This is a genomic window from Streptomyces sp. NPDC016309 (assembly GCF_043077235.1).
Taxonomy (GTDB): Bacteria; Actinomycetota; Actinomycetes; order Streptomycetales; family Streptomycetaceae; genus Streptomyces.
On sequence record NZ_JBIBSG010000003.1, the window covers coordinates 303878 to 320058 of the forward strand.

Annotated in this window: 15 protein-coding genes; 11 read left to right on the plus strand and 4 right to left on the minus strand. The window is 75.0% G+C overall.

Annotated features, from left to right (window positions below):
- Nucleotides 1–137: 137 nt before the first annotated feature.
- Nucleotides 138–1226: a magnesium and cobalt transport protein CorA gene (locus tag ACF068_RS09215; RefSeq protein ID WP_392273542.1), complete on the minus strand. Its 1089-nt coding sequence runs from the start codon at nt 1224–1226 to the stop codon at nt 138–140.
- A gap of 166 nt (nt 1227–1392) precedes the next feature.
- Here ACF068_RS09215 and ACF068_RS09220 point away from each other — a divergent pair, with 166 nt between their 5' ends.
- The 7 genes from ACF068_RS09220 to ACF068_RS09250 all read left to right on the plus strand — a co-directional run bounded on the left by ACF068_RS09220 (nt 1393) and on the right by ACF068_RS09250 (nt 11445).
- On the plus strand, nt 1393–3375 hold the full coding sequence (locus ACF068_RS09220) for an amino acid transporter (RefSeq protein ID WP_392273543.1): 1983 nt from the start codon (nt 1393–1395) through the stop codon (nt 3373–3375).
- A 120-nt stretch (nt 3376–3495) separates the two neighbouring features.
- The gene (locus ACF068_RS09225; protein WP_392273544.1) at nt 3496–4377 is read left to right on the plus strand and encodes a polysaccharide deacetylase family protein; all 882 of its coding nucleotides are present in this window, start codon (nt 3496–3498) and stop codon (nt 4375–4377) included.
- Between the two features lie 146 nt (nt 4378–4523).
- Nucleotides 4524–5123 (plus strand): HPP family protein, encoded by a 600-nt coding sequence (locus ACF068_RS09230; protein ID WP_392273545.1) that lies wholly within the window; start codon nt 4524–4526, stop codon nt 5121–5123.
- 143 nt (nt 5124–5266) lie between these two features.
- Nucleotides 5267–8029, plus strand: a complete 2763-nt coding sequence (locus ACF068_RS09235) for a xanthine dehydrogenase family protein molybdopterin-binding subunit (RefSeq protein ID WP_392273546.1) — start codon at nt 5267–5269, stop codon at nt 8027–8029.
- Nucleotides 8029–9834 (plus strand): ferritin-like domain-containing protein, encoded by a 1806-nt coding sequence (locus ACF068_RS09240; RefSeq protein ID WP_392273547.1) that lies wholly within the window; start codon nt 8029–8031, stop codon nt 9832–9834. Before ACF068_RS09235 ends, ACF068_RS09240 begins: the two co-directional genes overlap by 1 nt.
- Nucleotides 9835–9924: 90 nt before the next feature.
- Nucleotides 9925–10311 (plus strand): VOC family protein, encoded by a 387-nt coding sequence (locus ACF068_RS09245; protein ID WP_392273548.1) that lies wholly within the window; start codon nt 9925–9927, stop codon nt 10309–10311.
- Nucleotides 10312–10746: 435 nt separating this feature from the next.
- On the plus strand, nt 10747–11445 hold the full coding sequence (locus ACF068_RS09250; protein WP_392273549.1) for a ribonuclease H: 699 nt from the start codon (nt 10747–10749) through the stop codon (nt 11443–11445).
- A gap of 72 nt (nt 11446–11517) precedes the next feature.
- On the opposite strand, the gene ACF068_RS09255 is transcribed toward ACF068_RS09250, so the two are convergent.
- The 3 genes from ACF068_RS09255 to ACF068_RS09265 all read right to left on the minus strand — a co-directional run bounded on the left by ACF068_RS09255 (nt 11518) and on the right by ACF068_RS09265 (nt 13928).
- A complete protein-coding gene (locus ACF068_RS09255) occupies nt 11518–12765 on the minus strand; it encodes an acyl-CoA dehydrogenase (RefSeq protein ID WP_392273550.1) in 1248 nt (415 codons plus the stop codon).
- Between the two features lie 425 nt (nt 12766–13190).
- Complete coding sequence (locus ACF068_RS09260) at nt 13191–13649, minus strand: RrF2 family transcriptional regulator (RefSeq protein WP_392273551.1); 459 nt, start codon at nt 13647–13649, stop codon at nt 13191–13193.
- Nucleotides 13650–13721: 72 nt separating this feature from the next.
- On the minus strand, nt 13722–13928 hold the full coding sequence (locus ACF068_RS09265; protein WP_392273552.1) for a hypothetical protein: 207 nt from the start codon (nt 13926–13928) through the stop codon (nt 13722–13724).
- A 191-nt stretch (nt 13929–14119) separates the two neighbouring features.
- Between ACF068_RS09265 and ACF068_RS09270 the strand changes: the two genes are divergently transcribed.
- From ACF068_RS09270 to ACF068_RS09285, 4 genes are all read left to right on the plus strand, one after another.
- Nucleotides 14120–14614, plus strand: a complete 495-nt coding sequence (locus tag ACF068_RS09270; RefSeq protein WP_392273857.1) for an MSMEG_6728 family protein — start codon at nt 14120–14122, stop codon at nt 14612–14614.
- Between the two features lie 149 nt (nt 14615–14763).
- Entirely contained in the window at nt 14764–15258 is a 495-nt protein-coding gene (locus ACF068_RS09275; RefSeq protein ID WP_392273553.1) for a DUF2617 family protein, read from the plus strand.
- Entirely contained in the window at nt 15255–15668 is a 414-nt protein-coding gene (locus ACF068_RS09280; protein WP_392273554.1) for a DUF4247 domain-containing protein, read from the plus strand. The genes ACF068_RS09275 and ACF068_RS09280 overlap by 4 nt, the downstream gene beginning before the upstream one ends.
- A 70-nt stretch (nt 15669–15738) precedes the next feature.
- Nucleotides 15739–16176: a DUF350 domain-containing protein gene (locus ACF068_RS09285; protein ID WP_392273555.1), complete on the plus strand. Its 438-nt coding sequence runs from the start codon at nt 15739–15741 to the stop codon at nt 16174–16176.
- Nucleotides 16177–16181: the final 5 nt, after the last annotated feature.

Consider the following 16181-nt stretch of genomic DNA (forward strand, 5'->3'; position numbering starts at 1 on the left):
GCCCGTCCGCGCGTGTCGCGGACCGGCCCCGGAGCTCCGTCCGTCCGCCCCGTCGCCCCGTCCGTCCGCCCCGCGCCCCGCCCGTCCACCGCGCTCGTCCGCCCCGCGCCCCGCCGCGGTGCCGGCGGGGCCCCCGCTCAGAGCCAGCCGTTGCGGCGGAAGCCCCGGTGGATCAGGAAACAGGCGAGGGCGATGACCCCGAGGGCCAGCGGATAGCCGTACCTCCAGCGCAGCTCGGGCATGTGGTCGAAATTCATGCCGTACACCCCGCACACCATGGTGGGCACGGCGACGATCGCAGCCCAGGCGGTGATCTTGCGCATGTCCTCGTTCTGAGCGACCGTCACCTGCGCCAGATGGGCCTGGAGGATCGAGTCGAGCAGCGCGTCGTAGGCGGTGATCTGCTCGGTGACGCGCAGGTGGTGGTCGGCCACGTCGCGGAAGTACGGCCGGACGTCCGGGGCGACGGGTGCGAGCGGCGCGGTGGCGAGGGCGTGCAGGGGCCGGTCGAGCGGGGTCACGGCCCGCCGCAGCTCCAGCAGTTCCCGCTTGAGCTGGTAGATCCGGCCGGCGTCCCCGCGCGCCGCCTGCTCGCTGAAGACGACCGTCTCCACGTGGTCGAGGTCGTCCTGGAGCGCGTCGGCGACGGCGAGGAAGTCGTCCATCAGCCGGTCGGCGACCGCGTGCAGCACCGCGGACGGCCCCTTGGCGAGCTGTTCGGGACACTCCTCCAGCGCTTCCCGGAGCGGGCCCAGCGAACCGTGCGGGCCGTGCCGGACGGTGATGACGAAGTCCGGCCCGGTGAAGACCGTGATCTCGCCGGTGTCCACCACCTCGCTGGTGGCGGTGAGTTCGGTGTGCTCGACGTACCGGCACGTCTTGAAGACCGCCAGCAGCGTGCCGTCGTGCGCCTCCACCCTGGGCCGCCGGTGGGGACGCACCGCGTCCTTCACGACGGCGGGAGGCAGCTCGAACACGTCGGCGAACCCGGCGAACTCCTCCTCGGACGGTTCGTGCAGGCCCAGCCAGACGAACCCTCGGCCGGCCTTCCGCACGTACCGTACGGCCTCGTCCGCACGGTGGAACCCGGAGAGCCGGACGCCGTCCTCGTAGACCACGCAGTTCATCACCGAGGTGCCCAGCGGTGAACGGGCCGGGTGGCTCAGGTCCACGGTCCTGCGGTAGGCGCGGCGCACCACTCGGCGCAGGCTGCGTATCACGGGCAACTGCGGGCTCCTTCGAACAACCGGCGGGCCGGGTGCCAGTGTCCGGCGGCGTCGGGCCCGTCCGGCGCGACGAGCAGGCCTCATGGTCGGTGACGTCCCCGGTCCGGGGCAAGCGGGTGGGTGTGGAGGCCGACGCCTCGACCGGACAGAAGGGGTCACAGAGACGATGACGGACATCGGTAACACGGTCGTACCCGAATCGGTGGCGAGTCCCGCGGCGCGGACGCAGCCCACCGGGGCGGTCGCCCGCTGGCTCCTGCGCCACCGTGTGCAGCCGGTGGGCCGGGCGGCGGGGGAGGGGAACACCGAACAGCACCCCTGGTGGAAGGTGATGTGCCTGACCGGCGTCGACTACTTCTCCAGCCTGGCGTACGTGCCGGCCATCGCCGCGCTCGCGGCCGGGGCGGTCTCCCCCCTGGCCACGCTCCTGATCGTGGCGCTGACCCTGCTCGGGATGCTGCCGATGTACCGGCGGGTCGCGCGGGAGAGCCCCCACGGGGCGGGGTCGGTGGCGATGCTGGAGGACCTGCTGCCGTTCTGGTGGGGCAAGTTGTTCGTGCTCGTCCTGCTCGGGTTCGTGGCCACGTCCTGGATCATCACCATCACCCTGTCCACCGCCGACGCCTCGGTGCACGTGGTGGAGAACCCCTTCTTCCCGGCCGCCCTGCACGGGCACGAAGTCGCGCTCACGGTCGTCCTGTTGCTGCTGCTCGGCGGGGTGTTCCTGCTCGGGTTCAGCGAGGCGGTCAACGTCGCCATCCCGCTGGTCGCCGTCTTCCTGGCGCTCAACGCGATCGTCATCGCCGTCGGGGCCGCCCAGGTGTTCACCACCCCCGGCGCCCTGGCGGCCTGGACCGACGCGCTGACCGGCGGCGGCGCCGGCCCCGGCGACCTGCTGGGGCCCGCGCTGATGGCGTTCCCGCTGCTGGTGCTGGGCCTGTCCGGCTTCGAGACCGGCGTCAGCATGATGCCGCTGGTGGCGGCCGACGGCGCCGACGACGAACGGCGCCTGCGGGCGCGTATCCGCAACACCCGCGCGCTCCTCACCACCGCCGCGCTGGTGATGAGCGTCTACCTGCTGTCCGCGAGCTTCGTCACCGCCGTCCTCATCCCCGCCCGCGAGTTCGCACCCGGGGGCGCGGCGAACGGACGCGCCCTGGCCTGGCTGGCCCACGAACACCTCGGCGAGGGCTTCGGCACCGTCTACGACATCAGCACCATCCTCATCCTCTGGTTCGCCGGCGCGTCCGCCATGGCGGGACTGGTCAACATCGTGCCCCGCTACCTGCCCGACTACGGCATGGCCCCCGAATGGGGGCGCGCCGTACGGCCCGTCGTGCTGGTCTACACCGCGCTGTGCGTCCTCATCACCCTCGCCTTCGGCGCCGACGTCGACGCCCAGGCCGGCGCGTACGCCACCGGCATCCTGGCCATGATGGTCTCCGGCGCCTTCGCGGTGACCGTGTCCACGGCCCGCCACGGCCGGCGGGCGGGTGCCGCGGGCTTCGGTGTGCTCACCGCCGTGCTCCTCTACGCGCTGATCGCCAACATCGTCGACAAGCCCGGCGGCATCGCCATCTCCGGCCTGTTCATCGCGGGCATCGTCGTCGTGTCCCTGGTCTCCCGCGTCTCCCGCACCACCGAACTGCGCGCCGACCGCATCGTCTTCGACGAGACCGCCCGGCGCTTCCTGACCGACACCCTCGCCCACGACGGCGCCATCAACATCATCGCCAACCGGCGCCAGGCGGGCGACGACGCCGAGTACCGCGGCAAGGAGCGGGAACAGCGCGGCACCAACCCCGTCCCCGGCCCAGCCGACATCCTCTTCCTGGAGATCGACGTGGTCGACCCGTCGGACTTCAGCGACACCCTCACCGTCCACGGCGTCGAGGTCGACGGCCACCGGGTGCTGCGCGCCCACGCCCCGGCCGCCCCCAACGCCATCGCCGCGATCCTGCTCGCGCTGCGCGACGCCACCGGCGTACGCCCGCACTGCTACTTCGCCTGGGCGGAGGGCAGCCCGCTGATGCACATGTTCCGGTACTTCCTGCTCGGCCGCGGCGACACCGCACCCGTCACCCGCGAGATCATCCGGAGCCACGAGCCCGACCCCGACCGGCGTCCCGGCATCCACGTCGGCGGATGACGGCCCCCCGCCCGCCCGCACGCCCGCCTGACCACCCGCGCCCGCACGGCCACCGGCCGCCGTGCGGGCGCTCCGGGGCTCAAGAGGCAGCGGGCCCGCGCCGATGGGGGAGGTGTGACGGTGCACTCCAGAACGGGACGACACGGGTCCGGACGGGTACGGGCTGCCTGGGCGGTGCCGGCCACGGCGGCGGCCGTGGTCCTCGTCACCGCGCCGCTCACGGGCGCCGCGCCCCCGCACGACGCCGCGGCGCGGCGGACGGTGGGGGCCACGGCGGGGTGGGACGAGGGGCGCCTGCGGGCGCTGTACGGGTCGGAGAACCGGACGATCCGGACGGACCGCCGGGTGGCCGCGCTCACGTTCAACGCGGCCTGGGACGACCGGGGCCTGGACACCGTGCTGGCCGTCCTCGCCCACCACGGGGTGCCCGCCACCTTCTTCCCGACGGGCGACTTCGCCCTCCGCCACCCCGACGCGGTCCGCCGGATCGCGGCGGCCGGACACGGCCTCGGCAACCATTCCCACACGCACCCGCGCTTCGCCCGACTGACCCCCTCCGGGCGGGCGAGGGAGGTGCTGCTCGCGGACCGGGCCGTCCGCGCGGCGTCCGGCACCCGACCGCTGCCGTTCTTCCGCTTCCCGTACGGCGCCACCACGCCCCGGCACATCGCCGAGGTGAACGCGCTGGGCTTCGCCGACATCGAGTTCACCGCCGACACCAAGGGCTACCTCGGCACCGCCGGCGGGATGACCGCGGACCGGGCGGTACGCCGGACCGTGGACGCCCTGCGGCCCGGCGCGATCCTCCAGATGCACATCGGGGACCCGGCCGGCCGGACCACCGTGCTCGACGCCGAGGCGCTGCCCCGTGTCATCGACGCCTACCGGTCCCGCGGCTACCGGTTCGCCGGCCTGCGGGACCTGCTGACCGGCGCGGCACCCCGCCCGGCGGCCCGCCCGCTCCCGGTGCCCCCCACCGTGGGCCACCCGGCGCCTCGGTAACATGACCGGCGGACTGCGCCCGACCGACCGGGACCGGCGCAAGGTCAGCGCCTCTGTCGACCACAGGGCATGCTCCGCACAGCACCGACCGCTCCAGCCCCGCCCCCGACCGGCCGTGTGCCGCCCGCCCCGCCCCGGAGACCTCCGTGCTGAGTGCCGACTCCACGCTGCCCGCCGACCCCGCCCCGGCCGCCCGTACCGCCCCGCCCGGCGACTCCGCCGGCCCCGCCCGCGGCCGCCCGCCCCAGCGGCGCCGCACCGCCACCGGCCGTGCCCCCGACCGGCCCGCCCTCACCGGGGCGTTCTACAGCTTCACCGCGGCCACCACGGGCCTCCTGGTCCTCGCCGCGATCGGCGCGGTGATCCACGAGCCGGTGCTGATACCCCCGCTGGCCGCCAGCGCCGCCCTCGTCCACAGCGCGCCCACTCTGCCCCTCGCCCAGCCCCGCTCCGTCCTCGCCGGCCACCTCATCGGCGCCGCCGTGGGTTACACCGCGCTCGCCACCGCCGGCAGCAGCCCCTGGGCGGCGGCCGTTGCGGCCGGCATCACCCTCGCCCTCCTCATGGTCGCCCGCGCCCCCCATTCCCCGGCCTGCGCCACGACCGTCGTCATCGTCCTCCAGACCCCCGCGGCCGGCCGGTTCGTCCCGCTGCTGCTCGGCGCCGCGACGCTGATGATCCTGGCCGAGTACGCCGCCTCCCGGATCCGCCCCCGGGCCCCGAGGTACCCCGCCTACTGGTGGTGACCCCGGCCGGTCCAGGACCGGGCTCCCCGTGGCGGCACCCGTTCGGACACGGCCGCCTTGCCGGGGCCGCGCACCGCTGCTGAGCTGGGCCCACGGCCGCGGACGCGAGGAGCGCCGCCAGGGCATGGGACGAGGACGGGATCATGGGCGGTGAGGCCGAGGGCGTCCGGAGAACGGACGCCACCGACGGCGCCGAGGCGGTACGGCGGCTGAAGGTGACCGGCGGCAAGGTCTACGCGAGCGACTTCCGGCCCCGGGACCTCGCCGCCGAGGGCTGGCCCGCCGAGTGCGCCCACGCCCTGCTGCTCCGCAGCCGCTGCGTGGACCGGCCCTTCACCGGCCTGGACCTCGGCCTGCTGCCGCCCGGCCTCCGGCCCGACACCGTGGTGACCGCGGCGGACCTGCCCGAGCCGCCGTACCGCAACAGGGTCTCCACCGACCGGGTCCAGGCCCTCCTGCCGGTGGGCGAGCGCGCCGACTACCTCGGCCAGCCCGTCGCCATCGCACTGTACGGCGACTTCGTGCGGTTCCGCCGGGCCGCCCAGGAACTCCGCGAGGACCCCGGCCCCGTGCTGTACGGGCCGCGGGCCGGCCAGGACGACGGCCGGACCATCGAGGACGAGCTGCGGGACTGGACCCGCCGCCGGTTCACCGGCACGCAGCGCCAGAGTCACTACCTGCTGGACCGCACCAGGCCCGACGGCTACTCGTTCTGGCAGCGGGGGCGCACCACCTTCGACGGGACCTCGTTCGTCCGGAACGACATGCCCGACACCGAGGCCGAGGACCTGTACCGGGCCGTCGAGGCCGACATGGCGGACGGGGCCGAACACGTCGTCGAGACCACCACCTTCACCCAGCAGACCGACCCGGCCTTCCTCGAACCCGAGGCCGGACTGGCCTGGCTCGACCGTGCCACCGGCCTGCTGCACATGCTGCTGGGCACCCAGTCCCCGCACAGCGACGTCCCCGACATCCTCGACCTGCTGGGCGACGGCCACCCCACCGTGCGCGGCGTGCGGCTGACCGCGACCGAGTGCGGCGGCGGCTTCGGCGGCCGGGACAAGTCGCCGTTCCCCTTCTACCTCGCGCTCGCCGCGGTCTTCTCCCCCGTACCGGTCCGCCTCGCCTACGACCGGCGGGAGCAGTTCCAGGGCGGGCTCAAGCGCCACGAGTCCGCGGTGCGAAGCTGGATCCGCGCCACCCCCGACGGGCGCCTCCACGCCGTCCGCTCCTTCGTCGTGCTGCGCGGCGGGGTCGAGGCCAACCTCAACGGAGCCGTCCTCGGGCTCGCCGCGCTGCACGCCACCGGCCCCTACCGTGTGCCCCGCGCCTCCGTGCACGCGATCGTGCTGGAGCGGGCCATCCCGCCGGTGGGATCGATGCGGGGCTTCGGCATCCCCCAGGTCGCGTTCAACCTGGAGACGGCCCTCGACCGGCTCGCCGTACGCCGTCTGCGCACCGACCCCATCCGGTTCCGCCTCGCCAACGTGCTGCGCCCGCACGGCGACGGAATGCCGGACGACGGAACGCCCGGCGACGGAACGCCCGGCGACGGAACGCCCGGCGACGGTGACGTCGACCTCGCCGGCACCCCGCTGCGCTTCCACGTCGGGAACGCCGAGGTCTGCGCCGCGGCGCTGGAACACCCCCTGTGGCGGGAGCGCGACGCGGCGCGCGCCCGCGCCGCCGACCGGGGCGACGGCACCCTCCGCGGCGTCGGCTTCGCCTGCTGCATGGAGGCGTACGGAACGAGCCAGGACAGCGTGTACAGCGCCGTCCGCCTCACCGAGGACGGTCGCGCCGAGGTCTGGGGACAGACCATCGACATGGGGCAGTCCGCACGGCTCGCCCTGGAGCACGCCGCCCACGGCGTGCTGGGGGTACCGGCCGTCGCCCGCCTCGGCGTGGTGGGGCCCTTCGAGCGGTTCGCCCGGCGGCTGCGGGACCGCAACCTGCACTCCACGGTCAAGATCTCCCTGTCGCACGGCGCCAGCAGCGCCTCCAAGACGGCGTTCTTCCACGTCCACGTCCTGCGCGAGGTGTGCCTCGCCCTGCTGCGCCTGCGCATCCTGCCCGCCGCCCGGACCCTGCTGGGCGATCCTGGCCTCACCGACGCGCAGTTGCTGGCCGCCTGGCGCGACGGTGCCGTACGGCTACCCGGCCGCGACCCCGTCCCGCTGGCCGCGCTCGCCGGCGAACTGCGCCGCACCGGAGGCGAGACCTACGCCCTGGCCCACGGCTACTTCTGCAACGGCTGGTCCGGGGCGACCTTCCGGGTCGACGGCGTCGAGCACCGGGCGGCCGTCGACGCCCTGGCCCTGGGGCAGGGCGTCACGGACGACCCGCTCCCGCTGGAACCCCACGGCCCGCTGCGGGCACCGCCCGCGCGAGGCCCCGGCGGCCTGGTCGTCCCCCGCTCCCTGTACGCCGCCGCCGGACACCTGATCGGCGTGGAACTGTCCCCGCGCCGGGGCACCCTGCGGGTGACGGACGCGGTCACCTTCCTCGACGCCGGGGACGCCCTGCTGCCCTCGGCGCTCGAAGGCCAGGTCGAGGGAGGACTGGCGATGGGCATCTCCCACGCGCTGCACGAGGAACTGCCCGAGGAGACCGGCGCCGGGCCGTTCGTCAACCTGGACCGCTACCGGCTGGCCCGGTACGCCGACATCACCGGCATCCGCCGCGAGACGGTGCTCGTCCCGCTCCCCGACGGCGGCGTCCTCGGCCCCGGACAGCCGGCCATGCGCCACAAGGGCGTCGGCGAGGCCACCATGACGGGCGTCGGTCCCGCGATCGCCAACGCCGTCGCCCACGCCCTCGGCCACACCGACGACCGCTGCTGGCCCACCCGTACCCCGATCCGCCTCGCGGATCTGCCCCTCCCCACCGATGGACGGCCGTGATGCAGGAACCGCAGACCGAGCTGGACGTCACCGTCAACGGCGTACGGCACAACGGACGGCGGGTGCCGGGAGACCTGTCGCTCGTGCACTTCCTGCACGAGGAGCTGGGGCTGACCGGCACCAGGATCGGCTGCTCGATCGGCGAGTGCCGCGCCTGCACCGTCGCCGTCCGGACGGCTCCGGGGCTGCCGCCCGTGACGCGCCAGGCCTGCATGACGAGCATGCGGCACGTGCGCGGCTGGGAGGTGACGACCGTCGAGGGGCTCGCCGAGGACGGCGCGCTGCACCCGGTCCAGCAGGCGTTCCTCGACCGGGACGCCTTCCAGTGCGGCTACTGCGCGGCCGGGTTCGCCGTCGCCGGCAGCGTGGTCGCCGAACACGCGCGGCTCGCCCGCGAGGCGGCCGGCACCGGGGACGGGGACGGTCCGGACGTCCAGGACGACCAGGACGTCCTGGACGAGCTGGTCGCCACGGTCCTCGGCCCGCACGTCTGCCGTTGCACCGGGTACGACCGGTACGGGGAGGCGGTGCGGTCCGCCGCCGACGGGCACCGCACGGTGCACCGTACGGCGACCCTCCCCGCCACCCCGGCCGGCGCCCCCGCCCCGGACGCCACCACCCGGTCCGGGGCCGTCCGCAGCGGCGCCCGAAGCCCGGCGGCCGCCCGCCCGCTCACCCCCGCCGAGGCCGAACAACTCGGTTACACGCCCCTGTTCGACGATCCCACCCTCGAACTGATCCGGCTGCTGCGCGACGGCGCCGAGATCGAGCACTCGCTGCTGGTCCAGTACCTGTACGCGGCGTTCTCCGTGAAGGTGCCCCGCTTCACCTCCCTCGCCGGCTGGCCCAGCCACCGCTACGGAGGCCGCCCCCTGCACCTGATGGGCGTGGCCATCGAGGAGATGACCCACCTCGACATCGTCAACTCGCTCCTGGTCGCCCTGGGTGCCGCCCCCCACCTGGGACGCCAGCAGTTCCCGTACGAACAGGACATCTACCCCTTCGACTTCACCCTGGAGCCGCTGAGCCCGTACAGCCTGGCCAAGTACGTCTACGTCGAGGCCTCGCCCCGGGCGGTCGACCCCGACCAGCAGCAGACCCCCGAGGACCGCGCCTTCGTCGCCCGCCTGTACGAGGTGCTCGGCTCCGGCCCCGCCCCCGCGCCCCGCCCCAACCAGGTCGGCAGCCTCTACCGCAAGGTCGCCCGGGTCCTGGAGCTGCTCCGGGCCCGGGAACCGGACCGGCTCGACTACCCCGCCTGGTCCGCCCGGCTCGACCTGCTCCGCGAAGAGGGCGAGAGCGAGCACTTCGCGCTCTTCCGCGCCCTGTTCGAGGGCACCCACCCCGCCCTCCTCGGCGGCCAGGACGTCTGGAACCCCGCGAGCCCCGACCACCCGGTCGTCCCGCTGCGCCTCGCCACCGGTCTCCCGCCGTCCGGCGAACCGGTGCCGGACGAGACCGTCCCGGTGCTGCGCCACCTGTCGAACCTGCACTACTGGGCGGTCTGCATGCTGCTGGACCGGTCCTACCGGCAGGGGGGCCGGTTCCACAGCGCGGCCCGCCGCCACATGACCGGTCCGCTGCGCGCCCTGGGGACGGCCCTGGCCCGCCACCGCGAGGGCGTCCCCTTCGACGCCTTCGTCGCCGGGTACGCGCCCGGCCGCGGCGACGCCGAGAACCTGGAGCTCTGCCGGGGGATGGTCCGTCAGATCGTGCTGGCCCAGGAACGCCACGCCCGGCACCTGCCGCCCGACTACGCCCACACCTGCGCGCCGGAGACCCTGTGGGAGCTGGCCGGCGGGTGAGGGATCCGGGCCGGGTACGGTGACCTCGTATTTCCGGTGTCGGACGATGCGGCCGGCCCGTGCGCGGGCCGCCGGTGAAGGGGGTGGCCCGTGCGGGTCAAGGACTTCGACCACGTGGTGCTGAACGTGGCGGACGTGGAGCGGTCGCTGGAGTTCTACTGCGGGCCGCTCGGCCTGGAACCGGTCCGGGTCGAGGAATGGCGGGCCGGCACGGTGCCGTTCCCGTCCGTCCGGGTCAGCCCGACGATGATCATCGACCTGTTCGGCCGTCCGCGCGGCGAGTCCAACGTGGACCACATCTGCCTGGTCGTGGAGCCCCTGGACTGGCAGGAGGTCATCGACTCGGGCACGTTCGACGTGCTGGAGGGGCCGGTCAGCCGGTTCGGCGCCCGGGGCAGCGCGCAGTCGGTGTACGTGCGGGACCCGGACGGCAACACCGTCGAGCTGCGCTGGTACCCGGAGGACGCCGAGGCCTGAGCCTCACCCGCGGCCGGGCTCCGGCGAGCAGCAGCCGTCCCGCCGCATCGCGCGGCCGACGTCCAGCCAGTCCCGCACCCCCGGCCGCGGGCCGTCCCCCTCCCGCCGGCCCCCGCCCCCGTCCCCCCGCCGACGCCCGCCCGCACCGTGCGTCGCGCCGGTCACTTCCGTACCCGTCCCGTCGGCGTTCAACTGACCTCCCAGCCAAGGAAGTTGGCCCCCCCGGCCGTGACCGTCCGGAGTGCGGAAGCCGACATGGAGCACATGGTGCCGCACCCGGGGTCCTGCGGAGGCGCGGACACCGCGACACGAGCCGGTGTTGTCCGAACCAGGCCACGGCGTGCCCGGTGTGCCCCGGCCCGGGCGCACGCGGGTCCGGACCGCCCGCCCGGGCCCGTGGGCCGGCCGGGTCCCGCCGTAGGGCATGATCGGAGGATGTCCGATCGCATCATCGCCGCCTGTGACGGGGCGGCCAAGGGAAACCCCGGCCCGGCCGGCTGGGCGTGGGTCATCGCCGACGCGGAGGGCCGCCCCGAGCGCTGGGAGGCCGGGCCGCTGGGCCGGGCCACCAACAACGTGGGGGAACTCACCGCTCTGCTGCGGCTGCTGGAGGCCGTCGACCCCGGGACCTCCCTGGAGGTGCGGATGGACTCCCAGTACGCCATAAAGGCCGTCACGCAGTGGCTGCCCAACTGGAAGCGGAACGGCTGGCGGACGGCGGCCGGCAAGCCCGTCGCCAACCAGGAGCTCGTCGAGGGCATCGACGCGCTTCTGGCGGAACGGGAGGTCGAGTTCCGTTACGTGCCGGCCCACCAGGTGGGCGGCGACCCGCTGAACGCGATCGCCGACCAGGCCGCGAGCGACGCGGCGCTCACCCAGGAGGCCGCCGGTACCGCGCTCGGTGCCGTGGAGGTTCCGGTGCCCGCGCCGGCCCGCACCGCCCCGGCCCGTGCGAAGGCCGGGGGCGCCGGGAAGCGCCCGGGCCGCACCACCTCCGGCACCATCAAGGCGAAGTTCCGCGGCACCTGCCCCTGCGGCCGGTCGTACGCGGCCGGGGAGCGGATCGCCAAGCTCGGGACCCGCTGGGGCCATCCCGACTGCGCGACCGCGACCCCCGGGGGCGCGGCGGGCTGAGGCCCCGGCCGGCCCCGGCCGGCCCGGGACGGCCGGGGCGGGGGGCCCGCGGCCGCGGCCGGGCCCGGGAGCTCAGCGGCCCACCGCCGCGAGGCGGTGCGTCCCGTTGAGGTAGTGCTCGCCGATGTCACGGAGCCGGTGGGCCGTGGAGCGGTGGGCCGTCAGCACCCGGGCGTTGCGCCAGAACCGGTCCAGGCCGGGGGTGTCGGCCAGCTCCAGCACCCGGGTGGTGATGTGCAGGGCAGCCCGGGCCGTGACGGTCTCGGCCGTGGCCACCAGGGCGGCGACGTCCGCGGGCTCCTCCACACCGAGGTGCGGCCCCGCCTCCAGGGCCCCGGCCATCGTCTCCGTCGCCCGCTCGACGACCACGGCGGCGGTGTGGGCCGCGGAGGCCAGCTCGCCGTACGCGAGGAGGAGGTCCGGGTCCTTGGCGGGCAGCGCGTTCCTGCTGGTGTCGCGGGCCTCGGCGAGGGCCCCTTCAGCGATGCCCAGGCCCACGTGGCACAGGGCGAGCCGGAGCGCGGGGTCGGCCAGCGCGGTGAACGGCGCCGTCGATTCCGCGTCGTGCGGACGCGGGCCGAGCACCTGGGCCGGGGCGACGGTCACCCGGTCGAAGGTGACGCTGCCCGCACCCGCGACCCGCTGTCCGAGCCGGTCCCCCGCGGGCTCGACGGACACCCCCGGCCGGCCCGACGGCACGCGGACGACCAGGACGTCGCCCGTCACGGCGCAGAAGGCGTCCACGACGAACTGGTCGGCGACGGTCACGGCCGTGTCGACCGCCACCCTCCCGTGGAGCAGGTGGCCGGAGTCGAGCGGGGTCAGGGTCAGCTCCGGGGCGGCGCCGTCGGGGGGTGTGGTGTGCACGTCACCGGACCAGAGCCACTGTTCGCGGGCGGTGTCCCCCTCGAGTGCGGACGCGCGGTGCGCGGCGCCGTAGAAGCGGCCGCTCCAGGTGTGCACGTAATGGCGGGCCAGTAACGCGCCGACGGAGCTGTCCGCGGTGGCGACCTCCTGGATGACGGCGCAGCCGGTGCGCCAGTCGACCCCGCGCCCCGGGCCCGGCGGGACAAGGAGGCCGGGCAGTCCGGCCTCCCGCAGCCGGGCGGCCTCGTCGGCCGGCTGCCGGCCGGCCCGGTCCCGGGGGACGGCGTCGGCGGCGAGGTCGTCCGCGACGTCCCGCGCGACGCGGAGGACATCGGTACGGCCGGCGGGTCCGGCTCCGGGGCCGGGCCCGAACCCGGACCCGGCTCCGGGCTCCGGTCCGGCGTCGGTCACCGGGGCGGGCGCGGTCACCGTCTTGGCGGTGGCGGAGGTCACCGGCGGGCCGGGGTCGTGGGGCGGTGCCCGGCGGCCGGGGCGGCCTCGGCGCCGTGGGGGGCGGGGGCGGTGGTCATGGGCGGTACTCCTGGTGTCGTGGGCGTACGGGGCGGGCGGCGCGCCGGAGACGGGCCGGGGCACCGGTGCCGCGGGTGGTCGTCGGGGCGAGGGCCGACCGGGAGGCAGGGGCATGACAGGCCCGAAGGCAGGGGAGCGCCGGGCGCCCGCCGGACCACGGCCGGTGTGGCCCGGCGGCGCGCACGGCGTACGGGTCCATGCGTCGCACCCCCCCAATCCCTAGTTTCCCTATCGGGTTGGTAGGGATATTGCTCGGCAGGGGACACCGGAACAAGGGGCGGCTCACATGGTGGTCGGCCACGTCTCGCGTGCCGAGACGCCGCACGTCAGGCGGCGATGACGCTGTCTCAGGGGTTGGACCAGGCGGCGGGGTCCTCCGCCAGCGCGTGCACGCCCTCGGGCAGGCGGCCCGACGCCACGTCCGCCAGCGAGACGCCCTCCAGGATGCTCCGGACGTTCGCGCGCAACGCGATCCACAGCTGCAGCAGCGACTCCGCCGGGCCGCTGTACGACAGTTCCGGCGGCCTGACGCCCCGTACCGACACCAACGGGCCGTCCACCGCCCGGACGACGTCGGCGACGCTGATCTCTCCGGCGGGCCGGGCCAGCCGGTAGCCGCCGTTCACCCCGCGCTGGCTGGTGACCAGGCCACCGCGCCGCATGTCGTTCAGGATGCCTTCGAGGAACTTGTGCGGGATCTCCTGCGCCTCGGCCATGGCCTCCGCCTTCAGGGGGTCGCTCCGTTCGCCGACGGCGAGGAGCAGTGCGGCGCGCACCGCGTAGTCCGCCCTGGCTGAAATCCGCATGGCGGCATTATCCCGCACGTGCCGTTGCCCTCGGCGCCGTGCCCCGTGCGGCGGCGCCGTGCCCGTACGCGGCTACGCGCGCGGGGCGGACTCGTCGTCCGTGTCGTCCGTGTCGTCCGTGTCGTCCGTGCCGTCCAAGTCCTCCACCGAGCCGACGACGTCCGCGCCGGACGGCCCGTCGGAGGTGACCGCCTGGGCGGCGGGCGGCGCCGGGCTGAGGGCGGCGATCGCCGCTCCGGCGACGAGGGAGGCGACGGCGAGCATGCTGCGCTTCTTCATGCCCTGTTCAACTGCCGGCCCCGCCCGGCGTCACGACGTCCACCACCCCGAACGGATGTCCCCATCCCGTGGGTGGGTGAACGGCCGGCCGCTCGTCCGCCGTCCGGTCCCGGTCCCGCCCCCGTACGGGCCGGCGCGCGGCTCCGTACCCCGGCGTGCGGAGACGGCCCAGGGGCGGTAGACACGTGGATGTGCAGACCTTCCTGCCGTACCCGGCGTTCTCGGCGTGCGCCGAGGTGCTGGACCCGCGCCGTCTGGGCAAGCAGCGGGTCGAGGCCCTCCAGGTGCTGCGCGGGCTGACCGTGCCAGGCTACGGCTGGCGGCACCACCCCGCGGTACGGATGTGGATCGGCTACGAGGAGGCCCTGGTCCGCTACGGCCTGGACGTGTGCGCGGCCTGGACCGAGCGGGGGCACCGCGACACCTGCGCCGCCTCCCTGCTCGCGGACTTCCACGCCTTCCGCCCCGGCGCGCCCGTCCGTCCGCAGGACGAGCTCGCCGGGGCCGGTGAGGTGCCGTTCTGGCTGGGCGACCCCGCCTTCCACCGCAGCCACCAGTCGGCCCTGCTGCGCAAGGACCCGGACTTCTACGCGGCGCGCTTCACCGGCGTCCCGGACGACCTGCCCTACGTGTGGCCCGGCTCCGACCGGGAAGCGGCGGCCCGTCCGGCCGGCGACGGGGGCTGAGGGCCCCGCCCAGCCCCGGATGAGGCGCGTGGGGCGCCTGTGCCATACTCGGCCGCGCTCCAAGCACTTTCGCAGTCGGGGGAACCACCGTTGAGATTCGAGCCCGCCGTCCTCGGCACGGTACTGGTCGGGTGCCCGGGCGGCGTCGGATGAGCGGTATAGCGCTGACGACCCCGTACCTGGACACCGACGCCGACCAGTTGTCGTTCGTGCTCGGACGTCCGCCGCGCGAGGCGCTCGCCGTGCGCGACCTGACCGTCGGCGGACTCGACGTACAACTGAGACTGCTGGGCGCCTCCCACCAGGTGTTCGCCGGGCCGGTCGGGGAGACCGTCGCCTGCCTGCCCGGCGTCGCGGGCGGTCTGCCCGACACCGCGGCCCGGGACTTCGACGGCTGGCACTACGGCTTCGGCGCCCGCGTACGCCAGTACGGCCCGCGGGAGTTCAGCACCCGGGTGGCCCGGATCCGCGACCGCTCGGAGGACCACCCCCGGTCCCTGTACGGGGTCTTCCCCGGCTCACCGGAAGCCGTCACCGCCCTCACCGTGGAGCCGGAGGACACCGGGCTGAGCTGGCGCACCTGGCACACCTACCCGCAGAGCCGCCGGATCGTGGCGACGCACACCCGGCTGGAGGCCCGATGAAGACCGCCCGACGCATCAGCGTGATGCTCCTCGCCACCCTCGCCCTCGCCGCCTGTTCCAGCGACCCGGACGACGACGACGGCAACGACGTCCCGTCCGGCTGGATCCGCGGCCAGTACTCCTCCAGCGGCGCCGACTACGTCGACCGCACCGACCCGGTGCCCAAGGTCGCGGGGGAGATCAACGGCAACACCTCCGCCGTCGACCGCGTCAGCGACGGCGGCAAGGAGTTCCTCCGCTACCGCAACGACATCGTCGCCATAAGCCCGCACACCAGCGGCACCGGCAGCCTGATCGAGATCGCCGACTACCGCACGGGTTACAGCCGTTGGCGCACCCACGTCGGGTCGGTCTGGCCGGACCCCGACAGCGCCGCGTTCCGCGGCGGGGGCCCCGGCTCCGGCAAGTGACGCGACGCGTCCGCCCCTCCGCACCCCCCTTCCCTCCGCATCCCTCGACGACGTCCCCGAAAGGCACACCGTGACAGAGATCTTCGAGTCGGCAGGCACCGCCCTGCTCTACGGCCTGGTCGGCTTCGTCGTGATGGCGGTCGGCTTCATCGCGCTCGACCTCGTCACCCCCGGCAAGCTCCTCCACGTGGTGTGGACCGAGCGCAACCGGGGCGCCGCCGTCCTCCTCGCCGGCCAGACGCTCGCCATCGGCCTCGTCATCGAGCAGTCCATCCGGGCCAGCGAATCCGAGCTGGGCCTCGCCGAGGGCCTGGTCAGCACCCTGCTGTACGGCCTCGCCGGTGTCGTCGTGATGACGCTGATCTCGGTCATCGTCGGGCTGCTCACCCCTGGGCGCCTGGGCCACGCCGTGCTCGACGACAACGGGACGAGCCCCCACCCCGCCGCCTGGGTCCAGGCCGCCATGTACCTCGGCACGGCCTTCATGGTCGGCGCCGCCGTTTCCTGAACCCG